At 45.7% G+C, this 25,501-nt stretch carries 19 protein-coding genes and 1 riboswitch; of the genes, 14 read left to right on the forward strand and 5 right to left on the reverse strand.

Features of this window, described 5'->3' with window-relative positions:
* Positions 1-2 precede the first annotated feature (2 nt).
* Positions 3-1,073, reverse strand: a complete 1,071-nt coding sequence (locus C0033_RS17045) for an exonuclease SbcCD subunit D (protein WP_103229095.1) — start codon at positions 1,071-1,073, stop codon at positions 3-5.
* A gap of 58 nt (positions 1,074-1,131) precedes the next feature.
* Positions 1,132-2,523, reverse strand: coding sequence for an asparagine--tRNA ligase (asnS, locus tag C0033_RS17050; protein ID WP_103229096.1), 1,392 nt, complete (start codon positions 2,521-2,523; stop codon positions 1,132-1,134).
* A gap of 275 nt (positions 2,524-2,798) precedes the next feature.
* On the opposite strand from asnS, the gene C0033_RS17055 reads away from it, so the two are divergent.
* From C0033_RS17055 to spoVG, 3 genes are read left to right on the forward strand one after another with little or no spacing between them, the layout of a single operon-like run.
* Positions 2,799-4,073, forward strand: a complete 1,275-nt coding sequence (locus tag C0033_RS17055; RefSeq protein ID WP_103229097.1) for a glucose-1-phosphate adenylyltransferase — start codon at positions 2,799-2,801, stop codon at positions 4,071-4,073.
* Positions 4,070-5,191: a glucose-1-phosphate adenylyltransferase subunit GlgD gene (gene glgD / locus C0033_RS17060; protein WP_103229098.1), complete on the forward strand. Its 1,122-nt coding sequence runs from the start codon at positions 4,070-4,072 to the stop codon at positions 5,189-5,191. The genes C0033_RS17055 and glgD overlap by 4 nt, the downstream gene beginning before the upstream one ends.
* A gap of 31 nt (positions 5,192-5,222) precedes the next feature.
* Entirely contained in the window at positions 5,223-5,504 is a 282-nt protein-coding gene (gene spoVG, locus C0033_RS17065; RefSeq protein WP_103229099.1) for a septation regulator SpoVG, read from the forward strand.
* Between the two features lie 98 nt (positions 5,505-5,602).
* Here the strand turns inward: spoVG and C0033_RS17070 are convergent, their stop codons facing one another.
* Positions 5,603-6,556, reverse strand: a complete 954-nt coding sequence (locus tag C0033_RS17070) for a sugar-binding transcriptional regulator (RefSeq protein WP_103229100.1) — start codon at positions 6,554-6,556, stop codon at positions 5,603-5,605.
* 325 nt (positions 6,557-6,881) lie between these two features.
* Between C0033_RS17070 and C0033_RS17075 the strand changes: the two genes are divergently transcribed.
* From C0033_RS17075 to C0033_RS17100, 6 genes are read left to right on the forward strand one after another with little or no spacing between them, the layout of a single operon-like run.
* On the forward strand, positions 6,882-7,781 hold the full coding sequence (locus C0033_RS17075) for a dihydrodipicolinate synthase family protein (protein WP_103229101.1): 900 nt from the start codon (positions 6,882-6,884) through the stop codon (positions 7,779-7,781).
* A gap of 18 nt (positions 7,782-7,799) precedes the next feature.
* Positions 7,800-8,459 (forward strand): deoxyribose-phosphate aldolase, encoded by a 660-nt coding sequence (gene deoC / locus C0033_RS17080; RefSeq protein ID WP_103229102.1) that lies wholly within the window; start codon positions 7,800-7,802, stop codon positions 8,457-8,459.
* 31 nt (positions 8,460-8,490) lie between these two features.
* The gene (locus tag C0033_RS17085) at positions 8,491-9,606 is read left to right on the forward strand and encodes an ABC transporter substrate-binding protein (protein WP_207656877.1); all 1,116 of its coding nucleotides are present in this window, start codon (positions 8,491-8,493) and stop codon (positions 9,604-9,606) included.
* A 60-nt stretch (positions 9,607-9,666) separates the two neighbouring features.
* Positions 9,667-10,782 carry an ABC transporter ATP-binding protein gene (locus tag C0033_RS17090; RefSeq protein WP_103229103.1) on the forward strand — a complete coding sequence of 372 codons (1,116 nt, stop codon included), beginning with the start codon at positions 9,667-9,669 and terminating at the stop codon, positions 10,780-10,782.
* Positions 10,775-12,442: an iron ABC transporter permease gene (locus tag C0033_RS17095; protein ID WP_103229104.1), complete on the forward strand. Its 1,668-nt coding sequence runs from the start codon at positions 10,775-10,777 to the stop codon at positions 12,440-12,442. Before C0033_RS17090 ends, C0033_RS17095 begins: the two co-directional genes overlap by 8 nt.
* A 43-nt stretch (positions 12,443-12,485) precedes the next feature.
* On the forward strand, positions 12,486-13,664 hold the full coding sequence (locus C0033_RS17100; RefSeq protein WP_103229121.1) for a MalY/PatB family protein: 1,179 nt from the start codon (positions 12,486-12,488) through the stop codon (positions 13,662-13,664).
* Positions 13,665-13,732: 68 nt separating this feature from the next.
* Here C0033_RS17100 and C0033_RS17105 read toward each other — a convergent pair whose 3' ends face one another.
* Entirely contained in the window at positions 13,733-15,142 is a 1,410-nt protein-coding gene (locus tag C0033_RS17105; protein ID WP_103229105.1) for an NAD(P)/FAD-dependent oxidoreductase, read from the reverse strand.
* A 49-nt stretch (positions 15,143-15,191) separates the two neighbouring features.
* Positions 15,192-15,287: riboswitch (purine riboswitch) on the reverse strand.
* A gap of 173 nt (positions 15,288-15,460) precedes the next feature.
* Here C0033_RS17105 and C0033_RS17110 point away from each other — a divergent pair.
* The 5 genes from C0033_RS17110 to spoVT all read left to right on the forward strand — a co-directional run bounded on the left by C0033_RS17110 (position 15,461) and on the right by spoVT (position 24,734).
* Positions 15,461-18,688, forward strand: coding sequence for an ATP-binding protein (locus C0033_RS17110; protein ID WP_347501166.1), 3,228 nt, complete (start codon positions 15,461-15,463; stop codon positions 18,686-18,688).
* Between the two features lie 136 nt (positions 18,689-18,824).
* On the forward strand, positions 18,825-19,391 hold the full coding sequence (gene pth, locus C0033_RS17115; protein ID WP_103229107.1) for an aminoacyl-tRNA hydrolase: 567 nt from the start codon (positions 18,825-18,827) through the stop codon (positions 19,389-19,391).
* 7 nt (positions 19,392-19,398) lie between these two features.
* Positions 19,399-22,938 (forward strand): transcription-repair coupling factor, encoded by a 3,540-nt coding sequence (gene mfd, locus C0033_RS17120; RefSeq protein WP_103229108.1) that lies wholly within the window; start codon positions 19,399-19,401, stop codon positions 22,936-22,938.
* Positions 22,939-22,982: 44 nt separating this feature from the next.
* Positions 22,983-24,056 (forward strand): mannonate dehydratase, encoded by a 1,074-nt coding sequence (uxuA, locus tag C0033_RS17125; protein ID WP_103229109.1) that lies wholly within the window; start codon positions 22,983-22,985, stop codon positions 24,054-24,056.
* A gap of 129 nt (positions 24,057-24,185) precedes the next feature.
* Positions 24,186-24,734, forward strand: coding sequence for a stage V sporulation protein T (spoVT, locus tag C0033_RS17130; RefSeq protein WP_103229110.1), 549 nt, complete (start codon positions 24,186-24,188; stop codon positions 24,732-24,734).
* Positions 24,735-25,244: 510 nt separating this feature from the next.
* Here spoVT and C0033_RS27315 read toward each other — a convergent pair.
* Positions 25,245-25,501, reverse strand: a 257-nt coding sequence (locus C0033_RS27315) for a hypothetical protein (protein WP_207656878.1), incomplete at its 5' end; no start/stop codon positions are given.

Raw genomic sequence — 25,501 nt, forward strand, 5'->3', positions numbered from 1 at the left:
TGTCAGCTCCTCTCGTCCGTGGTGTGCAAAAGGGCATTGATACCGTAATATAAGGCTTTTTTCTCAACAGGGCTCATGTCCTGTTTTTGAAGGGCCTGGATATAAAACCCGATCATGTCGCTGGAATGCTCCGCAAATAAAGCGCTGAAATCATACTGCGGTTCGGATTCATCGATGATTTCGGCGATCCGGAACCGGGAAGAGAGAAAATCCAGATCAAATTCCGTATCAGGATCTCTCATGCCGCGGATGCGGAACCGGTAGATGTGTTCAAGCCCCCGCTTCTGCACTTCCTGAGTGATGCGGGAAGACAGTTCGGCGTTTGTTGTATTGGGAGTGATGTTGACCACCAGAGGAATATACTGAAGCCTTGCCATGGGAACAAAGGTGAGGGAGGTGACTTTTCTCGTCATAAAATTAATCTCACCTACGATCATGCCGTGCTGGCCGGTTTCTGTTTTGTCCAAAGGTTCCAGAGAACCGGAATAAGCCATCTTGTTTTCCAGGATGATCTCCGGTTTGTGGATGTGCCCCAGGGCGATATAGGAAAAATTGGAAAAGGCCATAGCCTGACGGTCAAACGGAAGGTGGGAGGCGTCCCCGCCATGAGCCAGCAGAATCTTGATCCGGTTATTCTCCGGAACTTCCAATGAACTCAGGCGGTTTTCCCTGATCTCAGCAGAATGATAGCTGAAACCGTAAATTTCCGTATTGATATCTTCAAAATACACGCTGGAAAACTCCTCGTCCATCAAAAATGTGACATTGGAACTCCAGGTAAAGCTGTAAAGCGCAGAGCTTCTCCGTATGCGGTCGTGGTTGCCTGCAATGATAACCACGCGCACGCCCGGTATCGTGGAAAACAGGTAATTAAGTTCTTTTAAATCACGTGCCAACGGCTGGCGGTGAAACAGGTCGCCGGCGATAAACAGGCAGTCAACGTCTAATTCTTTTGTCTTTTGTATGACGTTTGAAAAGGTATCTTTAATGGCCTGAGCCCGTTCCTTACACCAGGGCTTGTCACTGTCAGGTGTCATGCCCCAATGGACGTCAGCGATGTGGATAAACTTCATGAAATACCTCCTGTGTGGCACAAATTACCATAAGTGTTAAAACGATTCTATGATAAACTTAAAGCTCACAATTGTTTACTGTTCTCGGGAATGGAATCACGTCGCGGATGTTGGACATACCTGTCAGGTACATCACGCAGCGTTCGAATCCCAGACCGAATCCGGCATGGCGCGCGGAACCGTATTTACGCAGATCCAGATAGAAATCGTAATCCTCTTTGGCAAGACCCAGTTCTTCCATACGGTTAACTAAAAGGTCGTAATGATCCTCTCTCTGGCTGCCACCGATGATCTCGCCGATGCCCGGAACCAGACAGTCCATAGCGGCCACTGTTTTGCCGTCAGGATTCATCTTCATATAGAAGGCCTTGATTTCCTTCGGATAATCGGTAACAAAAACAGGCTTTTTGAAGATCTCTTCTGTCAGGTAGCGCTCGTGCTCTGTCTGAAGGTCACATCCCCAGAACACTTTGTAATCAAATTTATCGTTATTTTTCATCAGAATATCAACGGCTTCCGTGTAGGTAACATGTCCGAAATCTGAATTAACAACGCTGTTTAAACGGTCTAATAAGCCCTTGTCCACAAAGCTGTTGAAAAATGCCATCTCTTCCGGCGCATGCTCTAAAACATAGCGGATTACATATTTTAACATGCTTTCGGCCAGTTCCATGTTGTCCTGAAGGTCTGCAAATGCCATCTCCGGCTCGATCATCCAGAATTCTGCCGCATGTCTGGTCGTATTGGAATTCTCAGCCCGGAAGGTAGGTCCAAAGGTATAGATGTTGCGGAAAGCCATAGCGTAAGTCTCGCCGTTTAACTGGCCGCTTACGGTCAGGCTGGTGTGTTTGTTGAAGAAATCCTGGGAGTAGTCCACAGAACCGTCCTCGTATCTTGGAATATCGTTTAAATCAAGGGTGGTTACCTGGAACATCTCGCCTGCGCCTTCACAGTCGCTGCCCGTAATGAGCGGTGTGTGCACATAAACGAAGTCACGTTCCTGGAAGAACTGGTGAATTGCATACGCAATTAAGGAACGGACACGGAATACAGCCTGGAAGGTATTGGTTCTGGGGCGCAGATGAGAAATTGTTCTCAAATATTCAAAGCTGTGGCGTTTTTTCTGAAGCGGATAATCGGAAGCGGAAGCGCCTTCTACAGAGATCTCCGTTGCCTGGATCTCAAACGGCTGTTTTGCCTGAGGCGTTGCAACCAAGGTTCCTTTTACGATGATGGCAGCTCCTACGTTCAATTTGGAAATCTCGTCGAAATTGGACATTGTATCATGGTATACAACCTGGAGTGTTTCAAAATAAGATCCGTCGCTTACGACGATAAAACCAAATGCCTTTGAATCGCGGATACTGCGTACCCATCCGCCGATGGAAACCTCTTTATCAAGGTAAGAATCGCGGTCCTTATATATTTCTCTAACAGTGATCAGATTCATAATAGCTTCTCCTTTAATTTACAATTTAAAAATGCATACTTATAGCTAAGTATACTTTATTTTGCTATACGATTCAAGGCCTTATGCATGATTTAAAGGGAATTTTAGGGCGGTTACACCATATATAGACAAAAAAATTCAAAATAATACAAAATGAACAAAAGTGTCGGAAAATGTACCAAAAAGATGAAAAATAACTAAAAAATTTATTCACTATTTCTAAAAATTGTGCTATAATGCAAGTACTATAAAATACAACAGCAAGAGGTGATAACGTGATTAAAAAAGAAATGATTGCCATGCTATTGGCGGGAGGTCAGGGAAGCCGCCTGGGAGTTTTGACACAGAAAGTTGCAAAACCGGCAGTTTCCTTTGGAGGAAAGTATCGAATCATTGATTTTCCATTGAGCAACTGTATTAACTCAGGGGTTGATACGGTTGGAGTATTAACACAATATCAGCCATTACGTTTAAACACCCATATCGGGATTGGTATTCCGTGGGATCTGGATCGTAATGTAGGAGGGGTTACCGTGCTGCCTCCGTATGAAAGGAGCAAAGGCAGCGATTGGTACACAGGTACGGCAAACGCGATCTATCAGAACCTGGAATATATGGAGACTTATAACCCGGACTACGTACTCATTTTATCCGGTGACCATATATATAAGATGGATTATGAAGTTATGCTTGAATATCATAAAGCGAATAACGCTGATATCACCATTGCTGCGATGCCTGTCCCTATTGAAGAGGCAAGCCGTTTCGGTATCGTAATTACAGACGATAATAACCGGATAACCGAATTCGAAGAAAAACCGGCAAACCCGAGAAGCAATTTAGCTTCCATGGGCATCTACATATTCAGCTGGCCGGTGCTCAGAGACGCGCTGATCCAGATGTCGGAAGAGCCGGGCTGTGATTTTGGAAAACATATCATTCCTCACTGCCATGCTTCCGGACAGAGAATTTTTGCTTATGAGTATAACGGATACTGGAAAGATGTCGGCACTCTTGGTTCCTATTGGGAAGCCAATATGGAGTTAATTGATATTATTCCTGAATTTAATCTTTATGAAGAATATTGGAAGATATACACCAAGAGCGATATTATTCCGCCTCAGTATGTTTCCGCAGATGCCAAGCTTGAGAGAAGCATCATCGGCGAAGGAACAGAGATTTACGGAAGCGTGAAAAATTCCGTTATCGGCGCCGGTGTAACCATTGGAAAAGGCGCAGTTGTCACCGATTCAATTATCATGCGCGGAAGCGTAATCGGAGACGGGGCGGTGATAGAGAAATCTATTGTTGCAGAGGACGTAGTAATCGGAGCAGGAGCTCAGCTTGGCGTAGGCGAATACGCGCCGAGTAAATATGATCCGAAGGTATACCAGTTCGATCTGGTAACAGTCGGTGAGCATACCGTAATTCCGGAGAATGTAAAGATTGGTAAGAATACCGCTATATCCGGTGTTACAACCGCAGAGGATTATCCGGATGGATTACTTGCGAGTGGAGACTACATAGTAAAGGCAGGTGGCTTACGATGAGAGCAATCGGTATTGTTTTAGCAGGCGGCAACAGCAAACGGATGAGGGAATTATCCAACAAGCGGGCAATATCCGCTATGCCTATCGCAGGCAGCTACCGCAGCATAGATTTTGCGCTGAGTAATATGACCAATTCCCATATTCAGAATGTGGCAGTATTTACCCAGTATAATTCAAGATCTTTAAACCTCCATTTAAGTTCTTCTAAATGGTGGGATTTCGGAAGAAAGCAGGGTGGATTATTCGTATTTACCCCTACCATTACAGCCGAAAGCAGCGATTGGTACCGCGGTACCGCAGATGCCCTTTACCAGAACCTGAATTTCTTAAAGAGCAGCCATGAGCCATATGTTGTGATCGCAGCAGGAGACGGAATCTATAAACTGGATTATGGCAAAGTGCTGGAATATCACATTGAGAAGAAAGCTGATATTACAGTTGTATGCAAGACCATGTCCCAGGATGAAGATGTAACCCGTTTCGGTGTTGTTAAGGTGAATGACGACGGAAGAATCATAGATTTTGAAGAGAAGCCGATGGTGGCTACCTCCAACACGATTTCTTGTGGTATCTATGTAATCAGAAGACGTCAGCTGATCGAGCTGATCGAGCGCTGCGCAGCAGAAGACAGGTATGACTTTGTTAAGGATATTCTGGTACGCTATAAGAATTTAAAGAGAATTTATGCATATAAGATGGATGGCTATTGGAGCAACATCGCTTCCGTAGACTCTTATTATAAGACCAATATGGACTTCTTAAAACCGGAAGTAAGAGATTATTTCTTCAAACAGTATCCTGAGATCTATTCAAAGATCGATGATCTTCCACCGGCCAAATATAACCCCGGTGCGAATGTTAAGAACAGTTTGATCTCCAGCGGAAGCATTGTCAACGGTGTGGTGGAGAATTCTATTCTCTTTAAGAAGGCATACGTAGGCAATAACTGTGTGATTAAGAACTCTATCATTTTGAATGATGTTTATATTGGGGACAATACGGTGATTGAAAACTGTATTGTAGAGAGTCGTGATACAATTCGCGCCAATACAACACATATTGGTACACCTGATGATATTAAGATCGTTTTGGAGAAGAACGAGAGATATACATTATAAGCAAAAGCGAAGAGACGGAAGGGGTTTTGACATGCAAATTACAGATGTTAGAGTAAGACGTATTGAAAAAGAAGGCAAGATGAAGGCAATCGTTTCTATCACTTTGGATAATGAATTTGTAATTCATGATATCAAAGTAATTGAAGGGGAGAAGGGCTTGTTTATAGCAATGCCAAGCCGTAAGGCAGCCGATGGGGAGTATAGAGATATTGCGCATCCGATCAATTCCAGTACGAGAGACATGATTCAGGGCGTGATCCTGGCAAAGTATGAGACAACCTTTGTAGAGGATGCGGCTGAAGAATCTGTATAGGTGCAGCATAATATATTATAATAAAGCGTCCCGGTTCCATAGAGATATGGAGCCGGGGCGCTTTTTTGTATTGGGCGGGATTCTTTCTAGTTATAAAATCATTCCGAATAATTAATCAGAGCTTCAGCGGAAACGGAGTCAATAGCCAGAATATCGATATATCCGGCCTTCAGGGAAGCGCAAAGCGCCGGAACCTTTTCCTTATTGGCGATGCAGCAGAATACGGAGGGGCATCTCTTTAAGGTATCCAATGACAGGCTTATGGTGCGGTTGTTGATTCCGTCATCACAGATATCGCCGTTTTTATCAATAAAACGGCAGCAGATACTTCCTACCGAACCTTTTTCTTCAAGAAGCGTTAAATCGTCATCATTAATATAACCCGCTTTATAGAGGCAGCAGTTTTTATCGGCACTGGCCAGATTCACGATGAATTTGGTGCAGGAATTGATAGAATCCAGCTGGCTTTTTAACTTTTTATCATGGAGAAGCATGTCTAAAATGATGGAATTATCCAGCATTGCAGGACAGGGAAGGGAAAATGCTTTTTCCGTATGAAGTTTCTGGCCCATGAGATCTACAATCTGGCTGGCACGGCTTTTGGTGCTGGTGTCGTCTACGCTTCCTGTCAACTGGTAGACGAAACAGTCGGTCATGGAAAGGCTGGGGAAATACTTGGCCAGCGTATATAAGGTATATCCCCAGGAAATGCCGATCCTGTCGGTAGGAACTAAAAACTGGGAAAAAAAAGCGGCTGCCTCCTGAGCGGTTATCTGTAAAGCGAGATAAGAATCATTGTCAGGCACCGGTACTACCTTTACAGCCTGAAGGCCAAATCTTTTTAAAAGGGTATCTTCCGCCTGATTAGTAATGTCTGCTTTATTATTAATGAAGATCTTTACAATTCCGGTTTCTTTAGCTTCGGCAAGCAGGCGGGAAACTTTAGGCCTTGAAATGTTATAGCGCTGGGCGATTTCGGATTGGGTCAGGTTGTTGTTGTAATATGAGTTTGCCACAGCAGTGATAAGATTTGAATTAGATTCGGATTTCATTCCGTACACTCCTTTGTTTGACGTAAGGGTCAAGCCGTCTGTTAAATATTGGTTTTATCGTATAATAAATGATTTTTAAAATCAAGTAAGAAATGGAACTGGTTATATTATATCACATCTTTACAATAGAATCAAATGATTAAAAATGAACAAAAAATTAAACCATCCTGGAATTGTTGGCAGTTAAAATAGTCAAAATAAATAAAAATTAAAAATATAAGTCATATATATTGACATAAATTACAAAGTGTCGTAGAATCATGGTATGAGAAATGAATAAATGTTCAAAGATAATCAAATGTTCAAAAAACAAGGAGGTACGGTTATGGAATTAAAGACATCCTTTAAAGGGGCTGTCACGGAAATCATCACTCCATTTCAGGAGGATGGGGCGTTAGATGTCCGGCTGCTGCGCAATGAAGCCGAGTTTCAGGTGGAATCGGGGATAGCAGGACTTTTTACTAACGGGCTGGCCAGTGAATGTTTATCCCTGACGATGGAAGAAAAGGTAAACGCAACGGAAATTGTATGCAGACAGGTGAACGGCAGAATTCCCGTCATGGGAAATGTAACGGGGAATAATTACGATGAGTGTGTAAGACTTCTGAAGGAGTATGAGAAAACGGGAGTGGATGCAGTTTCTCTTACTCAGCCGATGACATACGGCTTCACTCAGGAAGGCATGTACCGCTACTTATCGGATCTGATCCATGAGGCCAGCGTACCGGTATGCATTTACAATGCCCCTCAAACCGGCAACGTACTCTCCCCGTCAACAGTAGCCCGTCTGCTGAATGAAAATGATTTAGTGCATTACTACAAAGAGAGCACCATTGATCTGGTACATATTCAAAATACAATGCGGCTGATTGATGCCGGAAAGGACTATGAATTTCTGGCCGGCAGCGATGCCAGCACACTGCCAATAGCAATGCTGGGAGGAAAGGGCGTTATCTCCCTGATTTCAGCAGTATTTCCAAAGATTATTATCCGGTTGTGTGATGAAATTGAAGCGATGCAGATGGAAGCGGCCAGAAAAACCCAGGAAGAGATTCTTCAGATCAGAGATGCGTTAAAGATCGGACCGTTTATGGCCGGATATAAATATGCGGCAGAGCTGGTTGGAGTTCCTATGGGGGTGGTTAGGAAACCTTTGGTGGGCCTGACAGAAGCAGAAAAGAGTAAGATACAGGATAATTTAAAAAATCTTAATTTGATATCATAAACATTGGAGGTAGAAAACGTGAAAAAGTCAGAGATTGCAAAGATGTGCGACCATACATTACTAAAGGCATTTGCCACGAAAGAACAGATTAAGGTATTGTGCGAAGAAGCTAAAGCGCTGAACACCGCATCGGTTTGTGTGAATCCGTGCTATATAGAGCAGGTAAAACAGCTGTTGGAAGGAAGCGATGTTAAAGTCTGTACAGTGATCGGATTTCCTTTGGGAGCAAATACAAAAGAGACAAAGGCATTTGAAACGAGAGATGCTGTGGCTAAGGGAGCCGATGAAGTGGATATGGTGATTAATGTAGGGGCATTAAAGAGCGGCGATATGGATTACGTTTATGAAGATATAAAGGCCGTGGTGGATGCAGCCGGAGGCACGCTTACAAAAGTGATCATTGAAACATGTTATCTGACTGACGAAGAGAAGGTAGAAGTGTGCAAATTAGCGGAAAAGGCGGGGGCAGATTTCGTAAAGACTTCTACGGGATTTGGTACCGGAGGAGCGAATGCCCATGATGTAAAACTCATGAAAGATGCGGTTGGAGCAACGATGAAGGTGAAAGCTTCCGGCGGCATGCGGACTTATGAAGATGTGGCGCCTGTCTTGGAAGCGGGAGCGGACAGGCTGGGGGTCAGCGCCACGATTGCAATTGTTGAGGGAGCAGAAGAATAGAACTTTATGCGATATGAAAGGAGAAGGAAGTATGAAAAAAATTTTAGCCAGTATGATGAGTTTGGTATTAGCAGTATCTTTGACAGCCTGCGGTTCGTCAGGAGGTAAGTCAGAACCGGCGGCCAAGGAAACACAAGCAGCTAAAACAGAGGCGGCAAAAACGGAGGCGGCCCAGGGGGAAACGGCCAAAACAGAAGGGGAGAAAACCGGCGGCGGTGGAAAACTGGTAGTCTATAGCCCGAACCCGTTGGAATTTATGGATCCGCTGGTTGCCTTATTCCAGGAACAGACCGGCGTTGAGGTGGAACTGGTAGCGGCAGGAACCGGGGAACTGCTCAAGAGAATTGAGGCAGAAGCTGCAAATCCATTGGGGGATGTGCTTTGGAGCGGAACAATCTCAACCGTTGCGCCGAAAAAAGAATTTTTTGAAGATTATGTGACGGTAAATGACGATATGGTAGTCTCCGATGAATATAAGAATACAGAAGGACCTCTGACAAGAGTAGCTTTGATTCCCAGCGTTTTAATGGTGAATACGGAATTGGCCGGGGATATTAAGATTGAAGGATATGAAGATCTGTTAAAACCTGAATTAAAAGGTAAAATTGCTTTTTGTGATCCGTCCCAGTCTTCATCCGCATGGGAGCATCTGGTAACCATGCTCTATGCCATGGGTAATGGAAATCCTGACGACGGATGGACCTATGTGGAAGAGCTTTGTAAAAACCTTGACGGCAAACTTCTTGGAAGTTCCTCGGCTGTCAATAAGGGAGTTGCGGATGGAGAATATACGGTAGGACTTACGTTCGAATCAGGTGGCACGAATTATGTGATTGCAGGCGCTCCTGTGGAAGTTCGTTATATGGAAGAGGGAACCGTATTTAAACCGGATGGAATCTATATTATAAAAGGGGCAAAGAACCTTGAAAATGCGAAAAAATTCTTGGATTTCGCTACGAGTGAAGAAGCTCAGATTATTATGCAGGATCAGTGCCATTCACGTACAATCCGTAAAGATATGCCGCCGTCACCGGTTTTAAAATCATATGATGAGATCAAATCCATTAAAGATGATGACGAAGTTGTAAAAGAGAACAAGAAGGCTTGGCTGGATAAATTTAAAGACATCTATACTTCAGTGCAATAAACCAGAATCCGGGGCTGCCATTATTAGCAGCCCCTTCTAAATGGCAAAGGAGAAGATAATATGAGTGTTGGGATTAATATTCATAATGTTATAAAACGGTATGGGGATGTAACCGTAATTCCGGACTTATCGGTGGATATCAAAAACGGGGAATTTTTTACACTGCTTGGACCGTCCGGATGTGGTAAAACTACGCTTTTGCGTATGATTGCAGGGTTTAACAGCATTGAAGGGGGCACGATCAGTTTTGACGATAAGGTGATCAACCAGGTGGAAGCGCATAAAAGGAATATCGGAATGGTATTCCAGAATTATGCCATATTCCCGCATATGACAGTTCGGGAAAACGTGGAATATGGGCTGAAGCTGAGAAAAATACAGAAAGCGGAAATGAAGAAAAAGGTGGACGAAATTCTGGAAGTGGTTAAAATTGCAGAATACCAGGACAGACTTCCTGAAAACCTGTCCGGCGGCCAGCAGCAGAGGGTTGCATTGGCCAGGGCTATTGTAATCCATCCCAGCGTGCTGCTGATGGATGAACCTCTTTCCAACCTGGACGCAAAGCTGAGGATCGAGATGAGGGGGGCCATCCGGGACGTTCAGAAACAGGTGGGAATTACCACGGTATACGTAACTCATGACCAGGAGGAAGCATTGGCGATTTCCGACAGGATAGCGGTCATGAAATCCGGCGTGATTCAGCAGATCGGCGGTTCGGAAGAGATCTACACCAGGCCGTCCAACGTATTTGTATCCACATTTATCGGTCACAGCAATTTATTCCATGCCAGGATAAAAAAAGACGGCGGTATGCCTAAAGTCGTGCTGGCCAATGGTTATGAGATCGAAATGAACAATTTAAAAGAGGAAGTGCAGGAAGGGCAAAAAGCGATTGTATCCGTCCGTCCGGAAGAATTTTCTCTGAATCCTGGAATTGAGGCCAAAATTAAGACTAAAACATTCCTTGGAAAATATGTAAATTATACATTGGAATTCCCTGATGAGATGATACTGCCGGATCAGCCCAGCATTGAATACTCTCAGGATATAGGACATGCGGACCGGGTGTATGGGGAAGGAGAAAGCATTATGCTGAAACCGAACCCGAAAAAAATCAATGTATTTACGGAAGACGGTATGAAAAGTCTGATTAAGGATGTGAAAAATTATGAGTAAAACATCATCTTCTAAGATATGGAAATGGGATTTCTGGAATATAACCACGTTGGTTATCATGCTTTTATTTTTACTCTTCCTCGTTTATCCTCTTATTTCCCTGTTTGCAAGCGGTTTTCAGGAAGCGGAAACCGGCGCGTGGAGTATGGCTAACTTTTCCAAATTCTTTGGGAAGCGGTATTACTACGGCGCGCTGAAAAACAGCTTTGTTTTAACGATCTGCGTTACGTTCTGCGCGGTACTATTGGGGACGCCGCTGGCCTATTTTATGGCTACGTGCAAGATTAAAGGGAAAGGCCTGATTGAGATATTAATCATCATTTCCATGATGTCTCCTGCATTTATCGGCGCATATTCCTGGGTTCTTTTATGCGGAAGAAGCGGAATTGTTACAAAGTTTATGAAAAATGTATTTGGGATTCATACGCCTTCCATCTATGGATTCGGCGGCATGCTTCTCGTATTTACATTGAAGCTGTATCCTTTTATCTATATGTATGTATCGGGAGCGATGAAAAAGATCGATGCGTCCCTGATTGAAGCTTCGGAGAGTTTGGGCTGCAGCGGGCCCAAAAAGGTGGCCACAATCATAGTGCCGCTGATTACCCCGACAGTTCTGGCAGGAGGTATTCTTGTATTTATGAATGCGCTGGCCGATTTTGGAACCCCGATTCTGATCGGTGAAGGATATTTAACCATGCCGAAACTGATTTATACGGAGTTTATCAGTGAAACAGGCGGAGAGGCCAATTTTGCGGCGGCCATGGCAGGAATTATGGTTCTGATCACAGCTGTTATTTTTATCGCACAAAAATATTTTGTAAATAAAAAGTCATTTACCATGTCCTCACTCAGGCCGATTCAGGTAAAAAAGGTCAAAGGTATACGAAATGTCTTAATTCACATTTTTATCTACATAACAGTAGCGCTGGCCATGCTTCCTCAGGTTGTGGTCATCTATACCTCATTCCTGAATGCCAACCGGGCCGTTTTTTTGGAAGGTTATTCTCTGAACAGCTACCGCATGATCTTCTCCAATCTTGGAAAAGCGGTAAGGAATACGTATTTATTCGGTGGCGCGGCAATTATTATCATCGTTCTTCTGGGAATGTTTATTGCATATCTGGCCACCAGACGGCGTAATCTGCTGACCGGCTGCATTGACACCATAACCATGTTTCCATATATTATTCCGGGGTCTGTATTAGGTATTACGCTGCTTCTGGCTTTTAACCACAAGCCTATGGTATTAAGCGGTACGGCGGTTATTATGATTATATCGTTTGTCATCCGCCGGCTTCCGTATACGCTCAGATCCAGTGCTGCGATTCTCTATCAGATCAGCCCCAGCATGGAAGAGGCGTCCATCAGCCTGGGATGTTCACCGGTGAAGACCTTCTTTAAGATAACAGCGGTGATGATGATGCCCGGAGTTCTGTCGGGGGCCATATTAAGCTGGATTACGATCATCAATGAGCTGGGATCTTCCGTAATTCTGTATACAGGTAAGACTATGACCATGTCGGTAGCCATCTATCAGGAGGTTGTCCGGGCCAGCTATGGTACGGCGGCAGCGCTGGCAACCATGCTGATCCTGACGACAATTGTCTCTCTGCTCATCTTCTTCAAGGTGACCGGAAATAAGGAAATCAGTTTATAAAGCATGGCAGACTATGAAATGGATGGAGGAAGAGGTGAAAAATATGCAACATGATTTTGACTGTATTGTTGACCGGAGGTCATCGGACAGCGTAAAATACAGCCGGGGAGCCTGCCCGGACAACGTAATTCCCATGTGGATTGCGGATACGGATTTTGCGGCACCGAAAGAGATTGGTGAAGCACTGGCCAAAAGAGCGCTTCATCCATGCTACGGATATCCATTTGCCGATCCCGGATTCGCCCGGGCGGTAGCTGAATGGGAAAAGGTCAGATTCGGATGGCAGATAGAAGAAGAATGGGTTCTGTATGCATCCGGAGTTCTGCCATATATCACATTTATTTTGGAAACATTCAGCCAACCGGGAGACGGAGTTCTGATTCAGACTCCGGTTTATCCGCCGTTTCACTGGCTGGTAAAAAATAACGGCAGGAAATTAATCACAAATCCCATGGTAAGGGATGAATCGGGCCGTTATTTCATGGATTTTGAGGATTTGGAACGAAAATTCAGGGAAAATCAGGTTAAGGTGATGCTGCTGTGCAATCCGCAGAATCCAACTATGCGCAGTTTTACGGAACAGGAACTGAGGAAAGTTGGAGAGCTTTGTGTTAAATATAAGGTTCTGGTTATCTCCGATGAGATTCACTGTGATATCTGCTACCCAGGTTCCAGACATATACCATTTGCCTCTCTTTCCGATGAAATCAGCGGTATTACAATTACGCTGATAAATCCCAGTAAAACGTTTAATGTGGCGGGGCTAAGAGCCGGAGCAGCCATTCTGTCCAACTCTGATCTGAGAACAAAATTGAAGGAGACAGTGGTAAACCACAAAGGGGACAGCAGAAATATATTCGGCTCCGAGGCATTGATTGCAGCATATACAAGCTGCGGTTATTATGCGGATGAGCTGGTGGAATATCTTTATGAAAACTGCAGACTGGTGAAGGAGTACCTGGAACGGGAAATTCCTGAGATCAGAATGGCAAAACCGGAAGCCACCTATCTTTTATGGCTGGACTGCCGGGGGCTGGAACTGGGGCAAAAGGAACTCTGTGATTTCTTTGAACAAAAGGCAGGGATTTTGTTAAATGACGGGCTGACTTTTGGCGAGGAGGGCAGAGGATTCATGCGGATGAACGCAGCATGTCCGAGAACGGTTTTAAAAGAAGCTTTAGAGAGAATAAAATCAGCGGTGGTTCAGCTGAGAGAAAGATAAAACCAGGCTGCGGGCGGGGGCTTTTGCCTCTCGCTCACAGCCTGGCTTTTTGCTGTATTCCGGGCCTGTTACCAGCCCATTTTTGCTAAAATACTTCTTGCCACGCTGATTCCGTTTGCAGATGCCTGCTGGAGGCCGCGGGTTACAGATGCGCCGTCGCCGATGGCGCGAAGACCTGAAATGCTGGTCTCAAAGTCGGAATTCACAACCACTTTATTGGAATAGAATTTTACTTCTACGCCGTAAAGCAGGGTTTCATCGCTGGCGATGCCTGGGGTGACTTTGTCCAGGGCCAGAAGCATCTCCTTAATATCCACCATGATGCGGTGAGGGAATACTAAAGAAAGATCGCCCGGAACTGCATCTTTCAGGGTTGGAATTATGTTGTTGCGGCACAGACGTTCTTCCGTGGTGCGGCGTCCGCGCTGGAAATCGCCGAAGGTCTGAACCAGGATTTTGCCGTCGCAGAGCATGTTGCTGAGCTGGGCCACATGTTTGCCGTATTCGATTGGGGTTTTAAACGGCTTTGTGAAGTTCTTGGAAACCAGCAGGGCGAAATTGGTGTTGTTGGTTTTGTATTCTTTGGATTTATAGGCGTGGCCGTTAACTACTGCCAGGCCGTTTTCATAATATTCGGTTGCAACCTCTCCGGACGGGTTGGTGCAGAAGGTGCGCACTTTATCGTCAAAGGTTGGCGTATAATAAACTAATTTAGCTTCATAGAGGTTTTTATTTAAAAATTCCATGACTTCGTCGCGGACTTCCACGCGGACGCCGATATCCACGGTTCCTACCTGGGTTTCGATACCGTGGTCATTGCAGATGTGGCTGAACCAGTCGGAACCTTCTCTTCCGATCGCAGATACGATTTCATCCGCATAATAGACTTCGTCTTTGTCAGTGCGGACGCCTTTGGCCTGGCTGCCTTCGATGATGATATCCTTTACCATGGTGTTGAATTCCATATGGATTCCCTGGGCCAGCAGGTGTTCCTGAAGTCTTGTGTAAATCTTATATCCTTCTTCGGTTCCAAGATGGCGGATCGGGCATTCGATCAGCTTTAAGTTGGCCGTGATCGCTTTTCTCCGGATCTCCTGGATCTCTTTTTGCTTGTCAATTCCGTAAACATTGGTGTCTGCTCCGAATTTCAGATAGATATTATCGGATTCTTTTAAAAGCTCCACCGTCTTATCATAGCCCAGTATCTCGGGCAGATTGCCTCCTACGTCCGGAGACAGGGAAAGCTTTCCGTCGGAAAATGCTCCGGCTCCTGCAAAACCGGTGGTGATGGAACAGGGCTTACAGCCGACGCAGACTTTAGTTGTACGTTTCGGACAGGTCCTTTTTTCGATGGGACGTCCTTTTTCTATCATCAGGATCTTCATGTCAGGTTTTTCCTGAATCAGTTCGTAGGCGCAGAAAATACCGGATGGCCCGGCTCCGATGATGATAACGTCAAATTGATTGCTTGAATTCATTGACAACACTCCTTTCAAAATGAAAAATACCAACAGACCGTGTAGTAAGATACAGTGAAAAATCACTTATAGTCAACTATTACGGTAGTTGGTAGAAACGTTCAACCGATCTTGAACTTATATAAGCACAACAGTTAAATTTTATCATATTGTACCCTTTCATGCAAGGCAGGAAGCAAAAAATAATATAGTTTATATGATATTGCTGGCAAAGTGATTGTCGGAATGGTAAAATTAAAATAATTATATGAGATGCGGCAGTTTGGCGGGGGAGGCAGGAACTGCTGCTGGGAAAAGTGGACGATACGCTTTTAAAGCTTGGATAAAAGAAAGGAAACCATCGGCATGCAGGATCATTTTAAAGATATGAATAAGAGGCAGGAAGTGCTGCGTGAAGCTCAGACCGGTCTGTGGGTGATTGAACTGGATGAGGGGAAGGCTCCGAGAATGTATGCGGACAGCGTAATGATGGAGCTGCTGGGATTTGACCACACTCCAACGCCGGAAGAATGTTATGAGTTCTGGTATGAAAGGATCGAAGACGAATATTATCCGATCGTGCAGGCAGGCGTTGAGAAGATTATATCGGCCAACCGGGCCGAAGTTCAATATTCGTGGGATCATCCGCATTGGGGAAAGATCTATGTAAGATGCGGGGGAGTCAGGGATAATAATTATAAAGAGGGTTACTGCCTGAGGGGATATCATCAGAATATCACGGATACAATTATGCTGAAACAGGAATATGACACGGTGATTCAGACTTTAAATCAGAGCTACTGTGGGATATTCTTATGCAATTTAGAAGATGGTTCCTATAAGGTGATAAGGATACATGACCAGTTTAAAGAAGTGCTGATTCCTGACGGAGATTACCGCAAAGTGTTGAAAAAGTATGCGCAGATGTGGATTGCCGGGGACTATCAGGAGCAGATTCTGGAACTGGCTGAGGCGGGGAGCCTGAAGAAACGATTTGGTGAGGGAGAACGCCAGATAGAGCGTCTGTACCGGAATAAGGACGGAAACTGGCGCAGGATCAGGATTTTACGTTCCGGGCAATATACGGAAAGCCAGCCATGGGTGATTATGGCCTTTGATGAACAGGATTACGAAGTGGAGAAGATGGTGGATCAAGCCGGCGCTCAGGTTGCGGTTTCACAGATTTACCGTCTGGTTGTCAGCGTGGATACGGACGGAAATGGATATAACTGCATTCACGCTTCAAAAGAATTTTCCAGTCTTCGCCGTCATGGCAGCAATGAAGAGCTGCGCACCTATATGCTGTTTCGGATGCCTTTGGAAGACAGGCGTGAGTTTGAAAATATTTTTGACAGAGACAACCGCGCCTATATGGGCGGAGGCAGTAAAGATGGGACAATAAGAATGTGGGAGAGCGAAGGGGTTTTGCACTACTACAGCTACAGCGCTGTCCGGATTATGAAAGATATGGGAGAACGGATTCTTTTGACCCTCCGCAATATAGATTCAAAACGGCAGGAAAGACAGCGTGACAGAGTGCTTTCCAATCTGTGCCAGTGTTATTACTCCATTTATTTAATGGACTTGGACCGTGATGAGGAGGAACCCATCTGGCAGGAGGATGTGATTAAAACCAGCCAGGAATTTATGCGGGGAAAAATCTCCGTTTATTATGAAAAGTTTATTCAGAAACATGTATATCAGGAAGATCAGGAAAAGATGCGCAGGGCAGGAAGCGCGGAATTCCTCAGGCAGACGCTTTCTGAAGAACAGCCTGTATTTGATATTGATTTCAGGAGAGTCTATCCGGATCATTTGGAATGGGTAAGATCCCGTTTCAGCATTGCGGAGATTCAGGACGGCAGAGTGAGCAAGGTGATCTTTGCCAATATGAATATCAATGAACGGAAATTGGAAGAATTGGAAGAGGAGAAGAGAAAGAAGCTCTATTTTGAGTACCAGAACATTATCAAGGGCCTGTCTTCCTTTTATCATTCCGTATTTTATGTGGATCTGGCGGATCATACAGTCCAAGCGTTCAGCCATATTAAGGAAATCGCGGATTGCGTGGAAGAAAATGTCAGCTATATGACGCTGATGGACGCCTATAAAGAGCGGTTGATTAAAGGGGAAGATCAGGAGCGGTTTGCCAGGGAACTGTCTGCAGAAGAGATAAGCAGCAGGATTAAGAGCGGGGAAACCATTTATTATTTGGAATATAAGCGGGCCTATGGAACGTATTACGGATGGATGCGGATGCATGTGATTCTGGCCGAAAGCCGGAACGGGATTCCGGTAAAAGTGATTTTGGCTGCTCACAGCGTGGATGAAGAGAAGGAGCAGCAGGAGAAGAATAAGGCAGCCCTGGTGGATGCATATGAGAAGGCGAAGACTGCTAATGAAGCAAAAAGCAAGTTTCTGGCACAGATGTCACATGATATAAGGACGCCGATGAATGCCATCGTGGGAATGTCGGCTATTGCGGCCTCACATCTGAACGAACCGGACCGGGTTAAAGACTGCCTGGAGAAAATCAACATTTCCAGCACCCATCTGCTGTCCATTATCAATGAAATCCTGGATATGTCCAAGATCGAAAAGGGGCGGCTGGAGCTGGCAGAAAAACCGTTCAGCCTCAGGGAAATGATGGGCGAGATCAGTTCCATCTCCCGTGCGGATGTGATGAAAAAGAAACAGGAGCTTGTTTTCAGCGTAGACGGAGTCGTTCACGATACCGTGACAGGGGATGGAAACAGGATCGCACAGGTGCTTTTGAATCTGATAAGCAATTCGATAAAATATACGCCGGAAGGCGGCCATATCCGTGTTGCGGTAAAGGAAGTATTTGTCCGGTCAGAGGATAAGAGATGTTTTGTTTTTACGGTTGAAGATGACGGTATGGGAATGAGCCGGGAGTTTCAGCAGTATATTTTCGCTCCGTTTAGCCGGGCGGAAGAGGTAAAGGCAAAGCATATTCAGGGAACCGGGCTGGGAATGTCGATCGCTCAGGGCATTGTATCTGCCATGAAGGGAGACATCCGGGTGGAAAGCGAATTAGGTCGGGGCAGCCGTTTTACCGTCACCCTGTATCTTGGAATCGGGGATTCGGCGGAAAATGGCGCTCAGGAGACGGACTGCGTTCAGGCGGAACCGGATGACAGCACAAAAGCGAAGACTCCGGCATTGCACATTCTGCTGGCGGAAGACAATGAGCTGAATATGGAAATCGCCATGACGATTCTTCAGGAATCTGGGCTGACCGTGGACGGAGCCGTAAATGGGAAAGAGGCGGTTAAGCGCTTCTGCGCTTCCTGTCCGGGAACGTATGACGCCATACTCATGGATCTGCAGATGCCGGTTATGGACGGATACGAGGCGGCCAGGGAGATTCGAAACAGCGGTCATCCCCAGTCGAAAGATATCCCGATCATAGCCCTGACAGCCAATGCATTTGCGGAAGATATCGCAAAAACGATGACGGCCGGGATGAATGACCATGTGGCTAAACCGGTGGATTTTAACAAACTTCTGGCCATACTTCAGAAAAATATTGGTAATGAAAAGTAATGGGAAGCGGCCTTTACTTATAAAGCAGGAACTGATACAATGAAAAAACCAGCGTTAGATCCCCCTATACAGGGATCTAACGCTTAAAGTGTTGTGTAAATGACGGAAACTTAGAAGAATATAAGGAGTTTTTGATATGTATATTATAGTAGGGCTGGGAAATCCCACAAAGGAATACGAAAGAACCAGGCACAACGTCGGATTTCAGGTGATCGACGTGCTGGCGGACAAGATAAATACAGAGGTATCTGAAAAAAAGAATAAGGCGCTTTGCGGCAGGGGGATCATTGGAGGAGAGAAGGTTATTTTGGCAAAACCCCAGACATTTATGAATCTCAGCGGTGAAAGCGTGAGGGCGATTTCAGATTATTATAAAGTGGACCCGGAACATATCATAATCGTATATGATGATATCAGCCTGGAGCCGGGGCAGCTTAGGGTGAGGACTAAGGGAAGCGCCGGAGGGCATAATGGAATTAAAAACATCATCGCCCATTTGGGAACACAGGTGTTTCCAAGGGTCAGAGTAGGAATCGGAGAAAAGCCTAAGGGCATGGATTTGGCGGATTATGTGCTGGGGCGTTTTCCGAAAGAAGAGGCTCAGGTGATGGAGGATGCGTTTAAAGAGGCAGCAGAAGCCGTATGCCTGATGATTACAGACGGACCGGATGCGGCTATGAACCATTTTAATGCGAAGAAATGAGGTCAAAATGAGTACATTATTTGCAAATCCTTTGGCTGAATTAAAGGAATATGAGGAACTTAACAAGACGTTAAAACAGGGAAAAGGGCCGCTGTCCGTAAGCGGATGCATGGATTCTCAAAAGGTCCACCTGATGTCTGAGACAGCGGACAATCTGCCGTGGAAACTGGTGGTGACCTACGACGATTCCAGGGCAAAGGAAATCTATGATGATTTCTGCTATTTTAATCCGCAGACCTGGCTGTATCCGGCCAAGGACCTCTTATTTTACAGTGCAGATATTCATGGAAATCTGATTACAAAGCAGAGGATGAAGGTGCTGAAACATCTGCTGGAGGATCAGTCAGGAGTTGTGGTTACCACCTTGGACGGCTTGATGGACCACCTCATGCCGCTGCAGTTTTTAAAGGAACACGCCCTCACCGCTGAAACGGATCAGGATATCGATCTGGATGAATGGAAGGAAAAACTGACGCTTTTAGGATATGAGAGAATGGCCCAGGTAGACGGTATGGGCCAGTTTTCTATTCGGGGAGGGATTATCGATATCTTTCCGCTGACAGAGGAACAGCCGGTCAGAATTGAGCTGTGGGATACGACTGTGGATTCCATCAGAACCTTTGATTTGGAGAGCCAGAGATCCATAGAACAGCTGGAACGTATTTTGATCTATCCCGCTTCTGAGCTGGTGTTTAACAGGGCGCAGATTGAAGAGGGAGTTTTGCGCCTGGAAAAGGAAGCGAAGAAATATGAAAAGACCCTGAGAGACCAGATGAAGACCGAAGAGGCGGCCAGAATTAAAGGGATTATCAATGAGCTGGTGGAAGGCCTGAAAGAGGGCTGGAAATTCGGCGGGCTGGACAGTTATCTGCAATACTTTTGCAGCGACAGCGTCTCATTTTTGGATTATTTTCCGAAAAACCAGACCGCAGTCTATCTGGATGAACCGGCCAGGCTGAAGGAAAAGGGGGAAGCGGTTGAGTTAGAGTTTCGTGAGAGCATGATTCACAGGCTGGAAAAGGGATATCTGCTTCCGGGCCAGACATCCCTTCTCTATCCGGTGAAAGAGGTTCTCGCTGACTGTGTAGGGCCTTATTCCGTGCTTTTAACCGGATTGGAACAGAAATTGACCGGGCTGACGGTGAACAAGCGGTACAGCATTCAGGCGAAGAACGTGAATTCCTATCAAAACAGTTTTGAAATGCTGATTAAAGACCTGCAGCGCTGGAAAAGGGAAAAATACCGGGTGGTGCTTCTGTCGGCATCCAGAACCAGGGCCAGCAGGCTGGCCGGCGATTTAAGGGAATATGAGCTGAGCGCATTCTGCCCGGACGACGGGGAACTTCAGGTAAAACCGGGAGAAATCCTTGTAACCTATGGAAATCTCCACCGCGGCTTTGAATATCCCATGATTAAGTTTGTGGTCATTACCGAAGGGGATATGTTCGGCAATGAACGCAAAAAGAGGAAGAAGAAAAAGACGGTTTACGAAGGGAAGAAGATCCAGAGCTTTACGGAACTGTCGGTAGGAGATTACGTGGTTCATGAGGACCACGGACTCGGCGTTTATCGAGGAATCGAAAAGATCGAGCGGGATAAGGTGATTAAAGATTACCTGAAGATCGAATATGCGGACGGAGGCAATCTGTACCTTCCCGCCACCAGGCTGGATGGAATCCAGAAATATGCGGGAGCGGATGCGAAAAAGCCAAAACTCAATAAACTGGGCGGCGAACAGTGGAACAAGACGAAAACTAGGGTCAGAGGAGCGGTAAAAGCCATCGCAAAGGATCTGGTGGAGCTGTATGCCACCAGACAGGAAGTGGAAGGCTACCAGTATGGGCCGGATACGGTGTGGCAGAAGGAATTTGAGGAATTATTTCCATATGACGAAACCGACGACCAGATCGACGCCATCGAAGCGACAAAAGCGGATATGGAGAGCAAGAAGATCATGGACCGTCTGATCTGCGGAGACGTGGGATACGGAAAGACGGAAATCGCTTTGCGGGCGGCATTTAAGGCGGTTCAGGAAAACAAGCAGGTGGTCTATCTGGTGCCGACCACAATTCTGGCTCAGCAGCATTACAATACCTTTGAACAGAGAATGAAGGATTTTCCTGTCCGAGTGGATCTGATGTCCAGATTCCGCACTCCAGCACAGCAGAAAAAGACGTTGGAAGATTTGAAAAAAGGGCTTGTGGATATTGTAATCGGAACTCACAGAGTTCTTTCAAAAGATGTGCAGTTTAAGAATTTAGGGCTTCTGATCATTGATGAGGAGCAGCGTTTTGGCGTGGCGCACAAAGAAAAGATCAAGCAGCTGAAGAAAAATGTGGATGTGCTGACATTGACCGCCACCCCGATCCCCAGAACCCTGCATATGAGCCTGATCGGCATCCGGGATATGAGCGTGCTGGAAGAGCCGCCGGTGGACCGGGTTCCCATTCAGACATACGTGATGGAATATAATGACGAGATGGTGAGGGAAGCGATCAACAGGGAACTTTCCAGGGGCGGACAGGTCTACTACGTCTATAACAGGGTCAATGATATCGACGAGGTGGCGAATCATGTGGCGAAGCTGGTTCCTGACGCTACGGTTACATTTGCCCATGGGCAGATGAGGGAACATGAGCTGGAACGGATCATGCTGGATTTCATAAACGGCGAGATCGATGTGCTGGTTTCCACCACGATTATCGAAACGGGACTGGATATCTCCAATGCCAATACCATGATCATTCAGGACGCGGATCATATGGGCCTGTCACAGCTGTATCAGCTGCGGGGCCGGGTTGGGCGTTCCAACCGGACGGCATATGCATTTTTAATGTATAAAAGGGATAAGCTTCTCAGGGAAGAGGCTGAGAAACGGCTTCAGGCCATCCGGGAATTCACGGAGCTGGGCTCAGGCATTAAGATCGCCATGAGGGATTTGGAGATCAGGGGCGCGGGAAATATTCTGGGAGCCGAGCAGCACGGGCAGATGGAGGCCGTGGGATATGACCTTTACTGTAAGATGCTGAACCAGGCAGTCCAGGCGCTCAGAGGGCAGCGGACAGAGGAAGAGGACTTCGATACCTTGGTGGACTGCGATATCGACGCATATATTCCGGCGTATTATATCAAGAATGAGTATCAGAAACTGGATATCTATAAGCGAATCTCCGGAATCGAGACGGATGAGGAATATATGGATATGCAGGATGAGCTGATGGACCGTTTCGGCGACATTCCAAAGCCTGTGGACAATCTGCTCCGCGTGGCCAGCTTAAAAGCGATGGCTCATAAGGCTTATGTAACGGAAGTGAACGTGAACAGGCAGGAAGTGAAATTCACCATGTATGCAAAGGCCAATCTGGATGTATCGGGGATACCTGCGATTATAGAGGAGTATAATGGAGCTTTGAAATTCCAGATGGGGGAAACTCCGGGCTTTGTGTATCTGGATCAGAGGAACAAGAATAAAGACTGTGAAGCTATGATGGATAAGGCGAAAGAGATTTTGCAGCAGCTTTGTAAATTATCGGCGGGAAATGCTTAAAAACCGCTGAGACGCAAAATACACATGTTAGGAGGAAACTATCTATGAACATGACACTTCGTTGGTATGGGCCGGGGTATGACAGCGTCAGCCTGGAACAGATCAGACAGATTCCGGGAGTAAAAGGCGTAGTAACCACATTGATGGGAAAAATGCCGGGAGAAGTATGGACAAAAGAAGAGATTGCATCCATTAAGAAAGAGGTTGAAGGCGCCGGTCTTTCCATTATGGGCATTGAATCGGTTAATATTTCCGATGATATTAAAATCGGTACAAAGAAGCGGGATGAGCATATTGCCAACTATATCACCACGCTGGAAAATTTGGGAAAAAATGATATTCATATGATTTGTTATAACTTTATGCCTGTCTTTGACTGGACCCGTTCCGATCTGGCCAGAATGAGAGAAGACGGCTCAACCGTGCTGGCTTATAACCAGGATGTGATTGATGAGATTGATCCTGAGCATATGAGGGAATCCATAGAGAGGATGTCCCACGGTTTTGTTATGCCAGGATGGGAGCCAGAGCGGCTGGAAAAGCTGGCGAGTCTATTCGAAGCTTATAAAGAGGTGGACTCTGAAAAATTATTTCAAAATCTGGTTTATTTTTTGGAGGCAATTGGAGAAACCTGCCAAACATATGACATCCGCATGGGAATCCACCCGGATGATCCTGCATGGCCGATCTTTGGCCTTCCCAGAATTGTCCGCGATAAAGATACTGTCGTAAGGCTGTTAAAGGCAGTTGACCAGCCGTATAACGGAATCACCCTCTGTACCGGATCGCTGGGCTCCAACCAGAATAACGATATCTGTGAAATCATCCGTGCCGCAAAAGGAAGAATCCCATTTGCCCATGTCAGAAATTTAAAATATAACAGCAGCCGAGATTTTGAGGAAGCGGCTCATCTGTCTGCCGATGGTTCTATGGATATGTATGAGATTATGAAAACTCTGTATGAGACAGGTTTTGACGGCATTATGCGCCCGGATCACGGCAGAATGATCTGGGGAGAAGAAGCTATGCCGGGATATGGCCTGTATGACCGCGCGTTAGGAGCCGTTTATCTGGAAGGGCTTTGGGAAGCGATCGTTAAGAATGCAAAACAGAGGTGAAATCAACAACAGATAAGAGGTTAAAAAATATATTTAAATTAAAATAAAGAACCTGCGCAATGTATAAATTCCTCCAATTGACAAATACTACTTCCAGAAACGGAGAGTACAGTAAATGGAGGAATTTTTATGAAAGCTACAGGAATTGTAAGAAGAATTGACGATTTGGGCAGAGTAGTGATACCAAAAGAAATACGTCGGACCCTTCGTCTTCGTGAAGGTACACCGCTTGAAATATTTACAGACAGAGAAGGGGAAATCATCTTGAAGAAATATTCCCCCATGGTGGAATTGACATCATTTGCGACCCAGTATGCGGACGCTATGGCCCAGTCTACCGGATTGATGGTTTGTATCACGGACAGAGATCAGGTGATCGCAGTTTCAGGCGGGTCCAAAAAAGACCTGTTACAGAAGACAATCAGCAAACAGTTGGAACACCTGATTGGTGAAAGAACTACGGTTCTGGCTGCAAAAGATGAAAAAGGTTTTATTTCTCTGACTTCAGAAGAGATGGAGGGAATTACCGCTCAGGTGATCGTGCCTATTATATGTGAAGGCGACGCAATCGGTTCCGTTTCCATTTTGAGCCGAGAGCCGAGAGCCCGCTTTGGAGATACGGAAATGAAATTGGTCCTGACAGCCGCCGGTTTTCTCGGAAGGCAGATGGAGGGATGATATTGCCGCACTAAATCTTTATTTAACTGAGAAAGAAACGCCGGAAAGAAGGGGAAACCTGGGCGGGCGGCGGACATAGAGAAAGACAGGGGATTCGGGTTACGACCCTAAGTAATACTAGGCCGCCAAGAGCGGAAAAAGGCAGCGCGGCGCCATTCACGATGAACTCTTTATGACTTCATCGTTCAAGGGCGCCTCAAATACTGATTCGGAATTCAGTATTTGTCTGCCTTTTTCCACTCTTGCCGACCAAGTATCACTAAGGGTCTGCACACGATCCCCTGTCTTTCTCTATGTCCGCCGCCCGCCCAGGTTTCCCCTTCTTTCCGGCTGTTGCTTGGCTAGCTAAGTGAAAAAAGATTTAGTAGATGGAAGAGTAAGTTTTACATCAAGGGTGAAGGCATTTTCGGAAAAGCCTTGAGGATTTAATGTAAAGGGTGAGGTCATTTTGCGAAAAGCCTTGACGTTTAAAGTAAAACCTGAAGTCGTTTCTGAAAATCCCTTCATCATCTATGTAAATTTGTTTTTACTAAATACCGATGCAATAACATTGTTTTTAACCAGGCTAGCGAAAACCAGCACGGAAGCGGGATGCAGAATCGGGAGACAAAGGTCTGAGGGGCCGTCCGGGCCGGGGGAAGAAAGATACAGCCAAATGGGATCGTATGGAACCCCTGTAGTGCTACTTAGGTCCGTAAGGGCAGAACGAGGCAGGTAAAAACTGATTTCCGCCTCAGTTTTTAAAGCGCCGCTGAGCAGCGAAGTCA

Origin of the sequence: Clostridium sp. chh4-2, from assembly GCF_002899675.1 — a bacterium.
In the GTDB taxonomy this organism is placed as follows: Bacteria; Bacillota; Clostridia; order Lachnospirales; family Lachnospiraceae; genus CHH4-2.